The organism is Alteromonas lipotrueiana (assembly GCF_019249245.1).
Classification (GTDB): Bacteria; Pseudomonadota; Gammaproteobacteria; order Enterobacterales; family Alteromonadaceae; genus Alteromonas; species Alteromonas lipotrueiana.
Window position 1 is genome coordinate 1 of sequence record NZ_JAESDK010000004.1, and the last position, 17,214, is coordinate 17,214.

Annotated in this window: 14 protein-coding genes; 7 read left to right on the forward strand and 7 right to left on the reverse strand. The window is 44.8% G+C overall.

The annotated features are described in order from the left end of the window. Positions 1-189 precede the first annotated feature (189 nt). Together lolD and JK130_RS03930 are read left to right on the forward strand one after the other, a co-directional pair. The gene (lolD, locus tag JK130_RS03925; RefSeq protein ID WP_218352916.1) at positions 190-885 is read left to right on the forward strand and encodes a lipoprotein-releasing ABC transporter ATP-binding protein LolD; all 696 of its coding nucleotides are present in this window, start codon (positions 190-192) and stop codon (positions 883-885) included. Further along, positions 882-2,117: a lipoprotein-releasing ABC transporter permease subunit gene (locus JK130_RS03930; RefSeq protein ID WP_218352917.1), complete on the forward strand. Its 1,236-nt coding sequence runs from the start codon at positions 882-884 to the stop codon at positions 2,115-2,117. The genes lolD and JK130_RS03930 overlap by 4 nt, the downstream gene beginning before the upstream one ends. 13 nt (positions 2,118-2,130) lie before the next feature. On the opposite strand, the gene JK130_RS03935 is transcribed toward JK130_RS03930, so the two are convergent. Continuing rightward, positions 2,131-3,477, reverse strand: a complete 1,347-nt coding sequence (locus JK130_RS03935) for a dicarboxylate/amino acid:cation symporter (RefSeq protein WP_218352918.1) — start codon at positions 3,475-3,477, stop codon at positions 2,131-2,133. A 119-nt stretch (positions 3,478-3,596) separates the two neighbouring features. Here JK130_RS03935 and JK130_RS03940 point away from each other — a divergent pair, with 119 nt between their 5' ends. After that, a complete protein-coding gene (locus tag JK130_RS03940; protein WP_218352919.1) occupies positions 3,597-5,825 on the forward strand; it encodes an Ig-like domain-containing protein in 2,229 nt (742 codons plus the stop codon). Positions 5,826-6,079: 254 nt separating this feature from the next. Here JK130_RS03940 and astB read toward each other — a convergent pair whose 3' ends face one another. Then, positions 6,080-7,420 (reverse strand): N-succinylarginine dihydrolase, encoded by a 1,341-nt coding sequence (astB, locus tag JK130_RS03945; RefSeq protein WP_218352920.1) that lies wholly within the window; start codon positions 7,418-7,420, stop codon positions 6,080-6,082. A gap of 361 nt (positions 7,421-7,781) precedes the next feature. Between astB and topA the strand changes: the two genes are divergently transcribed. Then, entirely contained in the window at positions 7,782-10,421 is a 2,640-nt protein-coding gene (gene topA / locus JK130_RS03950) for a type I DNA topoisomerase (RefSeq protein ID WP_218352921.1), read from the forward strand. An 11-nt stretch (positions 10,422-10,432) separates the two neighbouring features. Further along, positions 10,433-10,978 (forward strand): DUF2058 domain-containing protein, encoded by a 546-nt coding sequence (locus tag JK130_RS03955; protein ID WP_218352922.1) that lies wholly within the window; start codon positions 10,433-10,435, stop codon positions 10,976-10,978. Between the two features lie 52 nt (positions 10,979-11,030). On the opposite strand, the gene JK130_RS03960 is transcribed toward JK130_RS03955, so the two are convergent. After that, positions 11,031-11,291, reverse strand: coding sequence for a hypothetical protein (locus tag JK130_RS03960; RefSeq protein WP_218352923.1), 261 nt, complete (start codon positions 11,289-11,291; stop codon positions 11,031-11,033). A 495-nt stretch (positions 11,292-11,786) separates the two neighbouring features. Between JK130_RS03960 and JK130_RS03965 the strand changes: the two genes are divergently transcribed. Both JK130_RS03965 and JK130_RS03970 read left to right on the forward strand, forming a co-directional pair. Further along, positions 11,787-12,905, forward strand: a complete 1,119-nt coding sequence (locus tag JK130_RS03965) for a porin (RefSeq protein WP_218352924.1) — start codon at positions 11,787-11,789, stop codon at positions 12,903-12,905. A gap of 11 nt (positions 12,906-12,916) precedes the next feature. Beyond that, positions 12,917-13,714, forward strand: a complete 798-nt coding sequence (locus JK130_RS03970) for a substrate-binding periplasmic protein (protein WP_218352925.1) — start codon at positions 12,917-12,919, stop codon at positions 13,712-13,714. A gap of 126 nt (positions 13,715-13,840) precedes the next feature. On the opposite strand, the gene JK130_RS03975 is transcribed toward JK130_RS03970, so the two are convergent. The 4 genes from JK130_RS03975 to JK130_RS03990 all read right to left on the reverse strand — a co-directional run bounded on the left by JK130_RS03975 (position 13,841) and on the right by JK130_RS03990 (position 17,207). Then, positions 13,841-14,287 carry a YaiI/YqxD family protein gene (locus tag JK130_RS03975; RefSeq protein WP_218352926.1) on the reverse strand — a complete coding sequence of 149 codons (447 nt, stop codon included), beginning with the start codon at positions 14,285-14,287 and terminating at the stop codon, positions 13,841-13,843. A 94-nt stretch (positions 14,288-14,381) separates the two neighbouring features. Further along, complete coding sequence (locus JK130_RS03980) at positions 14,382-15,257, reverse strand: bile acid:sodium symporter family protein (RefSeq protein WP_218352927.1); 876 nt, start codon at positions 15,255-15,257, stop codon at positions 14,382-14,384. 17 nt (positions 15,258-15,274) lie between these two features. Beyond that, positions 15,275-16,075, reverse strand: coding sequence for a class II aldolase/adducin family protein (locus tag JK130_RS03985; protein WP_218352928.1), 801 nt, complete (start codon positions 16,073-16,075; stop codon positions 15,275-15,277). Between the two features lie 307 nt (positions 16,076-16,382). Then, entirely contained in the window at positions 16,383-17,207 is an 825-nt protein-coding gene (locus JK130_RS03990; protein WP_343210976.1) for an oxidoreductase family protein, read from the reverse strand. Between the last annotated feature and the right edge of the window lie 7 nt (positions 17,208-17,214).

Below are 17,214 nucleotides of genomic sequence, written 5' to 3' on the forward strand. Positions count from 1 at the left end.
AGCGGTAGTTCAGTTGGTTAGAATACCGGCCTGTCACGCCGGGGGTCGCGGGTTCGAGTCCCGTCCGCTCCGCCATTTCTTGCGTTATTCTGTTTTTTCTTCTTGTAATAATTCCCTGTATTTTCTTGGTTAGCCTTCTTAATCACGGTACCATCTAAGCTGGTAATCCCTGATTTTTAAATGGTTAATATGCAAGAAATTCTTGTCTGTAAAGACGTCAGCAAAACATATCATGAAGGTAGCGTAGACACCTCGGTGTTAAATCGGGTTTCTTTTACGGTGAACGCCGCAGAGCATATCGCCATACTGGGCAGCTCAGGTTCGGGTAAAAGCACCTTATTGCACATATTAGGGGGGCTTGACACACCAACATCAGGTGATGTTTTGTTTAAAAATCAATCTTTATTTTCATTAACCTCTTCAAAGCTTGCCACTTTGCGAAACCAGCAAATGGGCTTTATCTATCAGTTTCATCATCTGTTGTCTGAATTTACCGCATTAGAAAATGTTGCTATGCCACTTCTTATCGCCGGTAGTCGGGTTAGCCTGGCTCATCAAAAAGCCTCCGCTGTGCTAGAGCGGGTGGGTCTTTCTCATCGGTTAAAGCATAAACCTGCCGCGTTGTCAGGGGGCGAGCGTCAACGGGTAGCCATTGCCCGGGCTTTAATTTGCGAGCCGGCTCTGGTTTTAGCCGACGAACCTACAGGCAATTTAGATCATCAGACCGGGGTTCAGGTTTATGCATTGTTGCGTGAACTCAGCCAGGAGCTGGAAACCAGCTTTATTGTGGTTACACACGATACGGAGCTGGCCGCGCAAATGGACAGAACACTAACCATTGTTGATGGCGAGATGACGCACACAGAAGTGGAACGCCGATTATGAGACTGGCCTGGCAACTGGCGCGACGTTTTCGACAAGCTAAGCAAAAAAATCGTTATATTTCGTTTATTTCATTTTCGTCAACATTCGGAATCGGCTTAGGCTGCTTTGTATTAATCACGTTGCTAAGCGTAATGAACGGATTTGAGCGTGAACTTACACAGCGTATCTTAACGGTCATTCCACACGGTGAGCTGTACTCAACCTCAAGCGAAGGAATTGACAATTGGCCCTCAATTATCAATCAGTTACAGCAAAACGAACAGCTCGAATCAGTTGAACCTTATACAAAAATTACCGGCATGCTGCAACATAAAGGCGCTTTAAAACCGGTAGAGTTGACCGGCCTGGCGGTATCATCGGTAGATTACAGTCATTGGCAACAGCAAATTACGAGTGATGACTGGCATCGTTTCAGGCAAAGCCATGATAGTGTTTTATTAGGGCAGGGATTGATTGAAAAATTTGGTTTGAAGATTGGCGATAATATCGCCGTACTGGTACCGGTTACCACCGAAAATATGGCATTTAAAGCCCCTGAACTGGTTAAGCTGACCCTTGCAGGTAGCTTAACCATTGGTGGTGAGCTTGATAACTACCTGGGTCTTATGCACCTTTCTAAAGCCTCAAAAGCCGCAGCGATAAAATCGGGCGCCCAAGGCCTTCGGTTTCGATTACACGACCCCTATCAGGCAAAAACGATAATGCGGGAAATTGGTTATAATTTTTCTCAAGCGGTGTATATGTCTGACTGGACCCGTACTCAAGGCTATTTATATAACGACATCAAGCTGGTCCGTACAATGGTTTATATTGTACTGACACTGGTTATTGCGGTGGCATGTTTCAATATTGTGTCCACGCTGGTTATGTCGGTACGAGAAAAGCGTGCGGCTATCGCTATTCTCAAAACCATGGGGGCGCACGATGGCCTTATTCGTCAGGCTTTTATATTGCAGGGATTGATGAACGGCATTATAGGTATTGCGGTAGGAACACTTTTGGCAGTAATTATTGCGCCTAACTTAGCCGCAATAGTGAAAGCAATTGAAGCGTTATTTAATACCGAGATTTTATCGGGCGATATTTACTTTATTAATTTCCTGCCCTCTCACCTACAATTTACCGATGTAGTTTTAACGGTAGGCGTAGCGTTGTTTCTGGTGGTGTTGTCTACGCTTTATCCGGCAAGAAAAGCAGTAAAAGTAGCTCCGGCCAGCGCATTAAATGGCTAGCCGGAAACACGCTTTAGCTGTTTTCTTTAAAATGCTTTAAATCGACATTTTCTTCTTTTAAGCCCGCGTTTTTGTTATTAAAGCGGGCTTCATCTAACTCGTTTTCACTCTTTGCGATAATACAGGCTACTGTACAGTCACCGGTAATATTCACCGCCGTACGGGTCATATCAAGTAGTCTGTCTACCCCGATAATCAAGGCAATACCCTCTACCGGCAGGTTTACCTGTTGCAATACCATTGCCAGCATTATCAGACCAACCCCGGGTACACCCGCGGTTCCAACTGACGCCAGCGTGGCAGTTAGTATTACCATCAGGTAGTCAGCCAGCGCTAAATCAACACCGTATACCTGTGCAATAAAGACCGTAGCAACCCCCTGCATTATGGCGGTACCGTCCATGTTGATGGTTGAACCGAGGGGCAGGGTGAATGAAGAAACCGATTTGCTGACACCCAGTTTATTTTGAGCTGTTTCCATAGTCACCGGTAATGTGGCACTAGAACTGGCGGTAGTGAAGGCAAACTGGGCGGCATCACGCATCTTTAAAAACAAATGTATCGGGTTTAATCCGGTAAAGGTTTTTAGCAATATCGAGTAAGTAAGCAGACCGTGTAGGATAAGCACAAATAATACCAGAGCGAAGTATCTGCCCAGGCTGCCAAGCATGTCTACGCCAATCGACGAAAATAACTTAGCCATCAAAACAAACACACCATAAGGTGCTAGGTTCATAATAATGGTAACCAGTCGCATAATAACGGTATTTAAGTCTTCAAAGAAACCTGCGATACGTTTACCCGGCTCACCACACATTGCCATAGACACACCCAGCAATACCGCAAAGATAATAATCTGCAGCATGTTACCTTCTGCCAGACTATTAACCGGATTGGTCGGAAACATATCAATGATAACCTGCGCAAAGGAAGGCGCTTGCTTTGCTTCGTAGACCGCGTCGGTTGGAGCCTCTACGCCGACACCTGGCGATACTAGCAAGCCAAAACTGATCGCCAGTGAGATAGCGATAGCGGTGGTGAAAATGTACAGGCCGATAGATTTTATTCCGAGGCGACCTAACTTACTGGGTTCGGTCAGACTGGAAGTACCACAAATCAGCGATACAAAAACCAGCGGTACAACCAGCATCTTTAAACTGGCTATAAAAAGCTGTCCTAAAGTAGAAAATATACCATCTACCAGAATGTTATACGTCGAAAAGGTATAACCAAATACCGAAAAGCGTAAATCTCCGCTATCATCAAAAATCAGTTGGAGTAACAAGCCAATCAAGATTCCGGCGACCATGCCGATAAATATTCGGGCGGTTAAACTAAACTTGTGTGCGTTTTGAGACATGAATGTTCCCTGAAACTTCTGTTTTTATATTTATAACGCGGATAGTGTGCCAGATTCCCAACAGATTGAAATAACAAAAGCACAACAAACTTTAAGAATAAAGGTTCAGGAAGAAGAATATGCGTGAATTAGCCAAGTCGCTGTTATTCGTTACCACCTTAGGTTTGGTAACTGCCTGTGGTGGTGGCGGTGGTGAGCTGGAAAGAGAAGGTGAAACCAGTCAAACCGATACCGATACGACTACTGATACGGAAACGGATACCGGAACCGAAGAAGGTCAGCTTGTGTATTCGGTCGATATGTCGTTACAAAACAATGAAGGTACTGCCGATAAAGATCTTAGTCAGGACAATCCCTTAACGGTTTCAGTTACCGTGGCAGACAGTGATGGGAATGTGCGCAACGATACTCTGGTTACCTTTGTATTATCAAATGACCAATTAGCTGTTTTTTCAAACGACACAGGCACGGCCCGAACCGATGAAAACGGGGTGGCCACTATTGGGCTGAGCGTTGGTGCGCTGGCCGGCGATGGACTTATAACCGCAACAACCACCGAGGGTGAAGAGGGAAACATTACGTTTTCTTCAACAGGCAGCACTCAGGAGAGTGTTCAGGCCGCCACTTTGGATTTATACACCAGCAAAGTACAACTTTCTTCAAGCGGTTCAGATACTGCGCAACTTACCGCATTGGTTAAAAATGCCCAAAGCGTTTTGATGCAGGATGTTCCTGTTTCGTTTTCAGCGCCCAGCGATTCGGGTGTTGAAATCGCGGTTACACAGGCTCAGACCGATCCAAGCGGACGGGCCTTAGCTACTTTGTCGACCGAAAATAATGCTGAAAACCGAACAATTACAGTGACCGCTCGCGTGGGCGAACTGACTCAGGATATTCAGGTTGAAATTGTGGGTACCGAAGTCACTATTAATGGCACACAGTCGGTTATTTTAAATGATACAGTTACGCTGACTTTGCGTGTTCAAGACTCAGATGGTGTAGCCATTGCCAACCAAACCATCGACATTGTTGCCCAAAACGGGCAACTTTCGGCTGCCTCAATTCAAACGGGCAACGATGGGCAGGCTAATGTTAATTATACGGGTACGGCATCAGGCAAAGATATAATTACGGCAGCCTCGCTAAATGCCGAGGCTAGCTTTGGCATTACGGTGCAAGAAGATGACTTTCTATTTAGCCAGGCGCCCGCTACAGAGGTGTCGTTAAATACCCCAAGTACCTTGTCAGTTAGTTGGTTAAAAGACGATGCGCCGTTTACAGGTGGTCGTGTTTCGTTTACCGCGTCAAGAGGAATCATTAGCGCGGCCGATACTCAAACCAACAGCGAGGGCGAAGCCAGCTTTACAATAGAGTCTGACAATGCCGGCCTGGCGGCGATTACTGCCACGGGTATAGACAATGATGGCGAAGAAGTCAGCGCCAGAATAGATGTTGAATTTATCGCCATTACGCCTGCGACTTTGCAGGCAGATGCGACCCCGGATATTTTGGGGCCGGATGGACAGAAAAGTACCATCACTGCGATTGTGCGGGATGTAAATGGTAATCTGGTGAAAAATTCAGTGGTTACCTTTAACGTAGACGATACCAGCACCGGCTCTATTGCCCCGTCACAATCGACGACTGACAGTAACGGCGTGGCCTCAACCGTATTTACCTCTGGGTCTGTGACCAGCGAAGATGCAGTCGTTGTCACTGCGCAGGTAGCAAATGACACCGCGGTATCTGACGATGTTGTACTGACCGTCGGAAACCGCCCGTTTGATATCTCAGTGGGTACAGGCAATTTGCTGGAAGCACCCGACAATTCGACTTACCTCAAAGAGTTCGCAGTGTTTGTGACCGACTCGGCAGGGCGCCCAGTTTCAGGTGAAGCATTAACGGTCTCGGTTACGCCCGTGAAATTTTCAGCTGAAGGCGAGTACCGAAAAGGTTTTTGGTTGTGGAATGACGAAAAGTCACTATGGGAGGCGCAAATTACTGCAAGCTGTGCCAATGAAGATATAAACAGTAATGGAAACTTAGACGCAGGCGAAGACACTAATAATGATCAGTTACTCACTCCGGGTATTGTAGGCAGTATTCGCTTTGTAGGCGATGGAATTACGGACGATAACGGCCAGGCCACGCTGCAATATCGTTACCCTAAAGAGTACGCTGTTTTTACCGATGTTGAAATTGCTGTGTTCGCACGTTCTACATCAAGTGAAGCATCAGCTTATACACGTTATATGTTATCTATACTGGCGAGCGATATCAGCTCTGAAGCCAGCCCGCCCCCGGCTAATCCGTTTGGTGCCAACGCTGATTGCAGCAGTATTCGCTAAACATCTTCTCGATTGTTGAAATAACTACAAGCCCCGGGTATCGGGGCTTTTTTATGTGGGTAATACAGAAGTTCGAGACAGCGCTTTGTTGCGTCTGCAAGCCCATTGACCGCTTTGATAAGCGGTCAATGGTTAACAAACACAATAAACAAAAGAATCGATGTCAACGCTATTTAAGGCGTTATAGCGGCTGGTAAAAACGTACGAGTAAAAAAAGACCCCGCATAAGCAGGGTCTGTTTGCTTTTTTTACGATTAATCTTGCTGAAAAGGATACACCGATCCCAGCTTTAACAGCTGCGTCAGCTCATCAAGCGCTGTCCGTGACTCTGTCAGTAGTTGTGGATCCCGTAAGTCATCTTCAGTCAGCTGGTCGCGATAGTGCTTATCTACCCAGGTATTAAGACGCTCAAACTGAGTGTTTGATAACAATGTATTTTGATTAACATGACGCAACTCGTCGTCGGTCAGGGCTACGCGTAAACGCAAACACGCTGGACCGCCCCCATTACGCATACTTTGCTTTACGTCAAAATATTTAACCTGCTGAATAGGTGTGCCTTTGTTCACAAGGCCATCAAGATACGCACTTACTGCACTGTTTTCCTGACAATCAGTAGGGGCAATAATGGCCATACTGTTGTCGGGTAACGTAATTATCTGGGTATTGAACAGATAGGTTTTAACCGCGTCCTGTACCGACACTTCATTCGTGCCAACCTCGATAAAATGCAGCGGGTGATCGCCAAATTTGGCTTTTATTTCATCCAAGGCCTGAGTTTTGTTGTGAAAAGCCTGCTCATGGAAAAACAAGACATTCTGGTTGCCCACAGCAATCACGTCATTATGAAACACACCCTGGTCTATAACATCAGGATTTTGCTGAATATATACGACCGAATCATCATCTAAACCATGAAGTCTGGCAACGGCTTTACTGGCTTCCAGAGTTTGACGGGCAGGGAACCGCCTGGGCGCAGGCTTGCTGCTGTCAAAGGCATGGCGGCCATATACAAACAACTCAATGCCTGCATGTCCGTATTCGTTACACAGACGGGTATGGTTTGCTGCACCTTCATCGCCAAAGTGTTCGTTGTCTGGAAGATGAGTATGGTGCACAAAATATTTATTATCGGCAAATGTGCCTTTTAATATTCTGCCGGTAACTTCAGGCTCTAACGAGCGGTGAAACTTATTCGTCAGGTTAGCCGGGGTAAAATGAACCCGTCCGTCGGCGGTATCGGCGCTTGGTGACACCGTGGCAGCATTGGCTGTCCACATGCTAGAGGCTGAACAACACGCCAGAAAAACCTGTTTAGACTGTTTAGCGGCACTTTCAAGTACGGTGGCGTCACTGCCGGTAAAACCCAGTCGGCGTAATGTTTGGATGTCAGGACGTTCCTGAGGCGCCAGAACACCCTGAGTCATGCCCATATCGGCCAACGCTTTAGCTTTCGCTAAGCCTTGTTTGGCTGCCTGTCGCGGGCTACTAACCGCGTTTGCATTACTTTGTGAGGCAACATTTCCAAATGAAAGACCCGCGTAGTTATGCGTAGGGCCAACCAGCCCATCGAAATTTACTTCAAAATGCTTCATGCGTTCCTCAGTTTTACGTTGTCACACCATGTGTGTCACTTAAATTTCGCAGTTCAACCAGAGTTTAATTGCGTAAGCCCCTACAAGGGGTATAGCATAAAACGAAGCTTGTACCGCATCATTGATGGACCGCATTATACGGTTTTTATTCTGCTTGCCAATGAAGGTGACTGAAAAGCAAACAGTTTTTGCTTGTAAAAAAAGCGCTTGATGGAATAACTATTAAGAAGAACTTGTTTTCCATGCACTTTGTCGATATATGTTAAAAAAGCATAAGCGCCACCTGGTCACAAAGACAGGCCCCAAATTCAAAAATTAAGCTAATTAAGCTTAAGATTTAAAACAGGTTTATTTCAATTATATGGCAAAATCACTGGTCATCGTCGAGTCCCCGGCCAAAGCAAAAACGATAAATAAATATCTTGGTAAAGATTTTATCGTTAAATCTTCTGTAGGCCACGTCCGAGATCTGCCAACCAAGGCATTAGGGCAGGTTGAGCCGAAAAAACCGGCAAAAGAACTCAAAACATTATCTGATGAAGAACGCTCTGAATACTTGCGTAATTACGAGTATCGAAAATTAGTCGATCGCATGGGGGTGGACCCCCAGCAAAATTGGCACGCACACTATCAGGTTCTGCAAGGCAAAGAAAAAGTTGTTAACGAGCTAAAAAAATTAGCTAAAGATGCTGACACTATTTATCTTGCGACGGATTTGGATAGAGAAGGAGAAGCTATCGCGTGGCACTTGCAAGAGCTATTAGGGTCAAAAAATAAAACCTATCAGCGGGTCGTGTTTAACGAGATTACCAAAAACGCTATTCAGGAAGCCTTCTCTAGCCCAGGCGAGGTAAATGTGGCTCGGGTTAATGCACAGCAAGCCCGGCGCTTTTTAGACCGTGTGGTCGGGTTTATGGTTTCGCCCCTGCTGTGGAAAAAAATTGCCCGGGGGTTGTCGGCCGGACGGGTTCAGTCTGTTGCGGTACGCCTGGTGGTTGAACGAGAACGTGAAATTAAAGCGTTTGTTCCTGAAGAATTCTGGGACATCCACGCTGATTTAACCGCACAGAATAAAACTGACTTGCGGATGCTGGTTAATAAGTATCAAAACAAAGCTTTTAAACCGGTAAACAAAGACCAGGCAGACCAGGCTGTTAATGCCCTGCAAAACCAGGATTATGAGGTACAAAGCCGCGAGTCTAAGCCCACGCAAAGTAAACCATCGGCACCCTACATTACCTCCACGTTGCAACAGGCTGCCAGTACGCGATTAGGGTTTGGCGTTAAAAAAACCATGATGATGGCGCAGCGGTTGTACGAAGCGGGTCATATTACCTATATGCGTACCGACTCTACAAACTTAAGTCAGGAAGCTCTGGATACGTGCCGTTCGTTTATTGACGATAGTTTTGGAAACAAATACTTACCCGATAATCCTATTCGTTACGGCAGTAAAGAAGGTGCTCAGGAAGCTCACGAAGCCATACGCCCCTCAAATGTTGTGGTAAAGGCAGATAGCCTGGGCGATATGGAACGTGATGCACAGCGTCTGTATGAATTGATTTGGCGTCAGTTTGTTGCCTGTCAAATGACACCTGCCAAATACGATGCTACCACCATTAAAGTGGCCGCAGGTGATTATGAACTGGTTGCAAAAGGCCGAGTATTAAAATTTGATGGGTGGACTAAAGTTCAGCCACAACTGCGCCGAAAAGGCGAAGAAGATTTGCTGTTGCCTGACGTTAAACAAGGTGATGCACTAAATCTTAAAGCACTTGATCCCAAACAGCACTTTACCAAGCCGGTTGCCCGCTTCAACGAAGCCTCGTTGGTTAAGGAATTGGAAAAGCGGGGCATTGGCCGTCCTTCTACCTATGCCAGCATTATTTCGACCATTCAGGATCGCGGGTATGTTCGGCTTGATTCAAAACGATTCTATGCTGAAAAAATGGGTGAAATTGTCAATGACCGTCTGACCGACAACTTTGTCGATTTGATGAGTTATGACTTTACCGCCAACATGGAACAGCAACTTGATGATATTGCTGGTGGGCAAAAAGACTGGAAACAGGTACTCAACGAGTTTTATGAAGACTTTTACACTAAGCTGTTAAAGGCCGAAAAAGATCCTGATGAAGGCGGTATGCGGCCCAACCAGGCTATTCCGGCAGGTATTGAGTGTGGTACCTGTGGTCGCGAAATGAATGTTCGTACTGCCAGTACCGGTGTATTTTTAGGATGTTCGGGTTATAACTTACCGCCTAAAGAACGCTGCACTAACACCCTGAATCTGACTCCTGGCGAGGAAGTTATCAAGGTTGATGATGAAGAAGAAATGGAAACCGCTGTTTTGCGGTCCAAACGCCGTTGTCAGGTCTGTGGTACGGCTATGGACAGCTACCTGGTAGATGAAACCCGCAAGCTTCACGTTTGTGGCAACGTTCCTTCTTGCGATGGCACTTACGTCGAGTCAGGCACATTTAAAATTAAAGGCTATGACGGGCCTATTATTGAATGCGATAAATGTGGCAGCGACATGGAGCTTAAAAATGGCCGCTTTGGAAAATACTTTGGCTGTACCAATACCGAATGTAAGAATACCCGTAAGTTGTTACGCAACGGCGAAGCCGCGCCGCCAAAAGAAGATCCGGTAGATTTACCTGAATTGCCGTGTGAAAAAACCGATGCGCACTTTGTTTTGCGCGATGGGGCTTCTGGGATTTTTATGGCAGCCCATAATTTTCCGAAGTCACGGGAAACCCGAGCGCCAAAAGTAGCCGAGCTGGCCCGGTTTAAAGACCGTATTTCCTCTAAATTTTATTATTTAGCAGACGCACCTCAAAACGACCCGGATGGTAACCCTACCATTGTGCGCTTTAGCCGAAAAACAAAACAACAGTATGTTATGTCAGAAAATGACAATGGCAAATCTACCGGCTGGTCAGCGTGGTATGAAAACGGCAAGTGGGTTGCTAAAGACACCCGTAAAAAAAGTAAATAAGGAGTATTGTTGTGGCATCACTTCAGGATCAACTGCTTAAAGCCGGGTTGGCAGATAAATCGAGCGCGCGTCAGGCGCGTCAGGATAAGCGTAAAAAACAAAAGCTTAAAAACAAAAGTAAGCAAGATGTTGTGGATGAAAACAAAGTTGCAGCGCAACAAGCAACAGAGCAAAAAAAAGCACGTGACCGGGAGCTAAACGAACAACAACAATTAGAGCGCGAGCAGCGCTCAATTGTTGCGCAGGTGCGCCAGCTTATCACGGTTAATATTCAAAACCGGGGGGGCGCAGAGTCGGTGTTAAACTTTACCGACGATAATGTGGTAAAACGCATGTATGTCGGCGAGTCTGTGCGCAAGCAAGTGACTCAGGGAAGGCTAGCTGTGGTAAAGCAGGATGAAGAATACTTTTTAGTGCCAATGCCCGTTGCTGATAAAATATCGCAACGCGATGAAGCCTCTGTTATATACCGTGCAGATACCACAGAAGCTGCGGCTCCTGGTGAAGAGGACGACTGGTACGCTGAATATCAGATCCCTGATGATTTGACCTGGTAACCCACTAGCTTCAGCCAGGCACTTTTATCGTAAAATACTACAAACCTCGCGGTTAAGCATTTAACCGCGAAACGCCTGCTTTTTTAGCATAATGACGAACAACCCAATACAAGGTTCCAATAGCGGGCAGTGTGGCTACAACAATGACGCCAAACAAAAATTGAGGTGAACTCATAATCTGATAGCCTGTTATCAGTCCTACGCCAAACCCGAATAACAACGTCGCCACAGGTATCAACACCAGCATTAGTTTTAGTTCTTGTTCGCTTACTTTATGTTGCAGATAAGCACCTGCTGTGCGCCGCTTGCTCATTATTAATTCCTTTATATGAAAAGTATGGCCCAGACTTCCTTAATCGACCAAGACTAATATAGCAAACTTCAATCATATAAAAGTAGTAAAATATATACTTTTTTGACGTAATTATAAGCAGTTGATATCTCAGCACCTATGTTGTCCGGTATCTCTTTGATATGGTGCGCCACCTTGTTTCTGTTAGCCTGATAAGCGTCGGCTCTGGTTGTTATTATTGCATTTCTTTTTTAACGGTTGCTGACAATATGAGGCCGATAAGTGATCCTTTTAATACCTTGGCGCGATATTGTTTGTGTTCAAAGTAACGTAAATGTTGATTATTTATTACGTTATAAACATGTGCGTTGGAGGCTACATTGTTATTTGTCCAATTACTCTAGCAGCTAATAAGGCCCAAGATGTGATGCCTGTCTTTGTCAAACACGCTCGTGCAATTGTGTCATACAAGATAAACATCACCTTTTTAACACACTTCAACTCCAGGGTTATTGAATGAGAAACCTACACTTTAAACTGCCGGTACTTTTAACCAGTATTCTGGTTGCCTTACCTTCACAGGCAGAAAAGCTTCCCGTTGATATTGGTGGGCATATTCGGGTCAACTATGGTCATCTTGACTGGCAACCAAGCCAAATTCGAGATGGCTTCGAGTTTGAATCTATACGCCTGAATTTGTCTGGTGAGTCTGAACAATTTAGTTACAAGGCTGAGTACCGCTGGTATGAAAATACCGAGTTCGATACCATTCGTTACGCTGATCTGACCTACAAATACAGCGACGATTTGTCTATCACCGGCGGTATCACTAAAGTACCTTTTGGCTTACTTCCGTTTGCTTCGAATAACTTCTGGTTTGGCGTAAATTATTACATCGGTCTTGAAGATGACTACGATGCGGGCTTTACCACAAACTATAAAACCGGGAACTGGGAGCTACACGCAGGTTATTTTCTGAATGATGAATATAACGATGCCAGTGAATCAGACCGTTATAGCTTTGACCTGGCAGATGACGGCGAGTTCAGAAACCAGGAAGATGGTCAGTTAAATTTGCGGGCTAATTACACGGGTAAGTGGATTCGCGGTGCTACCACTGATATCGGAGCATCGTATCAGTACGGAAATATTTTAAACCTTGATACCATGGATGAAGGCGATATGACTGCTTATGCGGTCCATTTGCGGCATATCCAGGGTGACTTTAAGGTTGAACTACAATATACCGATTTTGATTATGATTTGGCTGCGCCAGAAGGGCAGGCCACCGACCGTGTTGCATTGTCTTCATTTACATTTCCTTTCTTAATGGCATCAGAAGGCAAGAGTTATGTAGCAAACCTGGTTTATTCAATTCCTTATCAGTTTGAAGCAGTTTCTGATGTGAGCTGTTATAGTGAATACAGCCGGGTAGACAGCGATGTCGCCGCTGCAAAAAAATCCTCTTTGTGGACAAACGGTTGCAGCTTTGGCTGGGATAAACTATTTGTTTACGTAGACAGCATTCAAGGCGAAAACATGTGGTTTGCTGGTGGCCCCGGCGTAGCTCTTGATTTGGGTGGCCTGCAAGACACCACACATCGCTTGAACATCAGTCTGGGTATTTACTTCTAAGGGACATAACTATGAAAAAAATCGCACTCATCCTTTTTACACTCTTATTGCTACCCAGCCAAAGCTGGGCACACGCATGGTTAAAACTGCGTATTGCCACTACCGAATACCCTCCGTTCACATCGACTGAAATGGAGCACGACGGTTATATTAATCATATTACGCGTCAGGCTTTTCTGGAGGCCGGTGTGGTAGTTGAGTTCACTTCTATGGCTTGGGAAGATGCTCTTAAAGCCACGCTGGATGGTAAATATGATGCAGTTTCATACGGAAACTTTGTCCGAACGCGTGAAGACGAATTTTGGCACAGTAAACCCATTACCGCTGAAAACCTCGTATTTTTAAGCCGTAAAGACAGTGGTATTGATATGTGGGAAACCCTGGGTGATTTGAAAGCTCATACGATGGGAATGACAGAAGGGTATCTTTACACTGATGAGCTAAGTAAATACATAAAAGATAATGAATCTGTTGCAACAAGAAAAACAGACAAAGACAATATCAATGCGCTTTTAAACGGTGATATCGATATATTCCCTATCGATGAGTTGACTGGCTGGTATTTATTGCAAAGCGAATTTAGTAAAGAACAACGTCGTGAATTACACCACGTACAACCTTTTATCTCTACTATAACCACACATCTGTTGGTCCCTAAAGATCAGCAAGACAGTCGCCTGGTTCTGGAGTTATTCAATCGTGGTATTGAACAACTTACATTAGATGGAAAGATGCAGCGTTTCAAACGTTTGCTCAAACAAGGTTTTTACCAAAACCCTCAAAAGCCGGTTAATTACGACAGACGTTAAACGTTTTTTGTGAAAACGAAGAAACAACCAACGCAATAGTATCAAAAAGGGCCAGCTAAATATTAGCTGGCCCTTTTTTCTCGCTTAAAAAAGCGAGCACAAATTGGAGCGTTAATTAAAAATGCTTTAGCGCTGTTGTGCCAGCCACTGGTCAAGCTTGTTACCAAACGCTTGTTTTTCAGTGCCAGAGAGGGCGGCTGGTCCACCGGTTTGTATTCCGCTACTGCGTAATGTATCCATAAAGTCCCGTACATTTAATCGTGATTTTATATTTTCGCGAGTAAATAGCTCACCCCGGGGGCTTAACGCCAGGCAGTTTTTGCTGATAACTTCATCTGCCAAAGGAATGTCAGAGGTAATAACCAAATCACCAGACTCACAGCGCTGAACAATCTCATCATCGGCGACGTCAAAACCTTGAGTCACCTGCATAAAATTCACATACTTAGAAGCAGGTGTACGAATGTAATGGTTGGCTACTAATGTAACTTGTATCTTTGTTCGCTGTGCGGCCCGAAATAAAATATCTTTAATCGCGACCGGACACGCATCTGCATCAACCCAAATTTGCACGTGGTTCCTCCTGTTTTTTATAATTTTACACTAAGGCGGAGTTTACTGCAGGTAGTGGGTTATTTTGAACATTATATTTACTGCGAACGGTCGGTTACTGCGCTTTTGCCGAACGTCGCGAAGAATACATTGCCATTTTCAGAATAAAAACAGGTGCCAAATACATTACCAAACCATAAATTCCAGCAAACGCGGCGTAATCTGGCTTTTGCAGTATTGAAATAGCAATAACTATAGCAAGCGCTGCGTTTTGAATTCCCACCTCTATACAAAGTGATCTGGCCTGTCGAACATTCGCTTTGCTAATAAATCCACAGCTCCACCCGATTAAGCAGGAGCCAAAACTGAGTATGGTTGCACACACGATTACAAACGCGCCGTAACGAGTAAGTATCGTCCATTGAGTGACCAAAATAGTAATGACCAGTAATACTAAAAAGATTAATGAAAATCTTCGACACCATGGCTCAAGCCGAATTGCAATCGCCGGTTGCGCTTCTCTGATAAACATCCCCAGCATAACCGGTAATAATGCAATAATCAGTATTCCGCGGGTAACCCCAGACACATCTATGCTACCGACATCTTGCCCGGTAAATGCCCACAAAGACAGGCCTAATATAACCGGAGTTGTTACGATACAAATCAAAGTAGATAACGCAGTTAAAGTAACAGATAATGCCATATCAGCTTTCAATAGCTGGCTCATTACATTAGAGGTAGTGCCCCCCGGGCATGCTGCCAACAACATTACCCCCACCGCTAAACTTGGCGATAGTGACAAGATACTGGCCAGCAAAAATGCTAAGGCGGGCATAAAAAGCAGCTGACCTGCTAAGCCTGCGGTTATAACCCAGGGAAATTTTAATAAATGTCGGAAATTTCCAGGTTTTAAACCCAGGCCGATGCCCAACATGACGAAAGCCAAAGCAAGCGGTAGAAAAACTTGAGTAAGTAGCGAATTTTCCATAGGTTCGATTTATACCGCTATTTTAAAAAGCTGTCATCCCGCGCCAGTATGGCTTGATACATAGGTTGAAAATTACCCCATGTTACTAAATCCGAGGCATTCATAGCCCGCGTTTTTCGCGCGGTTTCTGAGTCTATACAGCGTAATTTACCAGCAGCCTGAGCCAATAGCTGGCTATGACAACAGCTATCCAGCATAACAAAGTTCGCCGCAGCCGCATCTACACTACTACCTACGGTAAGTAATCCATGGTTTTGTAAGACCGCCGCAATATTATTGTCCAGGGCCTGGGCTATTTTTTCACCTTCTTCAGTGTCAGCCACCACTCCACCAAAATGACTGAACATAATATGATTTTCATAAAACATACACGCATCTTGGGAAATAGGCGCTAACTTTTCTCCTAAGGCTGCGAAGGCGCGACCATACACGCTATGCGCATGGGCCACAGCATTAATGTGAGGGTAGGTAGCATGAATTCGAGAATGAATAGCAAATGCAGCACTATTAATAGGTCGGGCACCCTCTACTATCTCGCCAACGTGGGAGACCCTGACTAAGTCAGAAGCTTTGATCAATGAAAAGTGCATACCTACCGGATTAACCCAGAAGGTTTCTGGGTCAATACAGTCGCGCAATGAAATATGTCCTGCTAATCCCTCATCAAAACCGTAATAAGAAAAAACCCTGAAAGCAGCAGCTAGACGTTGTTTTTCATAACATTGACGCTGATGACTATCGTCAAATTCGGGTGTATCAAATAAAGTAAATTTATCGCTACCCATCGTCAGCTTTTGTTGCATACTTTTTTCAGACATGACATTTCATCCATAACACAAAACCGAAATTATAGAGTACGCAACATAAGGATAAATAAAAGTGATTATTGTAAATGGATTGTAATAAGTCTGAGGCATAGTAAAGAAGGTATCTGCAGCATAACGCAATCAGCTTTTTTTAATCTTTAAACTTTTCTTTACCTCAGGGTAAATAGACAGGGGTGGCTCAGGGGGGATTATTGAAGTCGGTTAAAATTAACACCACCCAGAACATATTTGATGTCTATATGTAAAAGATAAGAACAAGGCAAAGAATACAAGCAACATCCTCGGCATGCTTTTCGGTTTATGCCTTAAGCAAACTCAGTGCGTGTCTGCTTTGTGACAACAGGTGAGGGTTAATTTTCCAGTGACTGGGGCTCCAACCTTTCAAAAAACGTAAAAAGTCAGCACAGGCAAACGGGTATAATGCGCGCCACTCATTGATAATGCGTTCACTATCACAGTCATGTTTGTTAAGTGCAGCCGCTAATGCATCAAAATAAATATCGAGACAATATTCATAATGGTTGGCCTGGTCCTTTTGACTTAACGCGCTCCCCATAAAATAGGCTATATCCACAATTCCTGCGCCTGCGCCTACATACTGAAAATCGACAGCGGCTACCTTGCCTGCAGAATCATCAAAACAAAAGTTAGCTACCTTTGCATCGCCATGAATCAGCGTTTTGGCTGTTGCCTGTTGTAAAGTAATATCAATTTTAGTCGCTGCGTCTTTTAACGGGCCTTCTTCCATAGCCTGTAATTCGGCCGAACGAGTAGCCAAATGCCAGTATGCCCCTTGCGGCCATAACTTTTCAGAAGAGCAAGTGTAGAAATCAGCATGAAAACGGGCAAGCCATTGAAGAACACTGATGCTTTGGTTTACCGACAGTTGTTCATGCCTATTACTGTAACCACGCCCATTCAGATCTTCAAGAATTGTGATAAAACCTTTTTGGGTATGCGAACACGCAATAAGCTTAGGAACATCGGCTTTTGTAATCCTTGCATACTGTTGATAAAAAGATTGTTCAACAAGATATGACGTTAACTTTCGCTGATGACTATGTTGATCACTCCACCCTTTGTGGTGAGAGGACGGACGGGTAGGGGTTACTACTTTTGCCACGCGGTAA

What these genes read in the sequence shown, in the direction of transcription:
- JK130_RS03965 (WP_218352924.1), top strand. Translation starts at nt 11,787, where the DNA reads ATGAGAAACCTACACTTTAAACTGCCGGTACTTTTAACCAGTATTCTG.
- JK130_RS03930 (WP_218352917.1), top strand. Translation starts at nt 882, where the DNA reads ATGAGACTGGCCTGGCAACTGGCGCGACGTTTTCGACAAGCTAAGCAA.
- JK130_RS03985 (WP_218352928.1), bottom strand. Translation starts at nt 16,075, where the DNA reads ATGTCTGAAAAAAGTATGCAACAAAAGCTGACGATGGGTAGCGATAAA.
- JK130_RS03940 (WP_218352919.1), top strand. Translation starts at nt 3,597, where the DNA reads ATGCGTGAATTAGCCAAGTCGCTGTTATTCGTTACCACCTTAGGTTTG.
- JK130_RS03935 (WP_218352918.1), bottom strand. Translation starts at nt 3,477, where the DNA reads ATGTCTCAAAACGCACACAAGTTTAGTTTAACCGCCCGAATATTTATC.
- lolD (WP_218352916.1), top strand. Translation starts at nt 190, where the DNA reads ATGCAAGAAATTCTTGTCTGTAAAGACGTCAGCAAAACATATCATGAA.
- JK130_RS03980 (WP_218352927.1), bottom strand. Translation starts at nt 15,257, where the DNA reads ATGGAAAATTCGCTACTTACTCAAGTTTTTCTACCGCTTGCTTTGGCT.
- astB (WP_218352920.1), bottom strand. Translation starts at nt 7,420, where the DNA reads ATGAAGCATTTTGAAGTAAATTTCGATGGGCTGGTTGGCCCTACGCAT.
- topA (WP_218352921.1), top strand. Translation starts at nt 7,782, where the DNA reads ATGGCAAAATCACTGGTCATCGTCGAGTCCCCGGCCAAAGCAAAAACG.
- JK130_RS03970 (WP_218352925.1), top strand. Translation starts at nt 12,917, where the DNA reads ATGAAAAAAATCGCACTCATCCTTTTTACACTCTTATTGCTACCCAGC.
- JK130_RS03960 (WP_218352923.1), bottom strand. Translation starts at nt 11,291, where the DNA reads ATGAGCAAGCGGCGCACAGCAGGTGCTTATCTGCAACATAAAGTAAGC.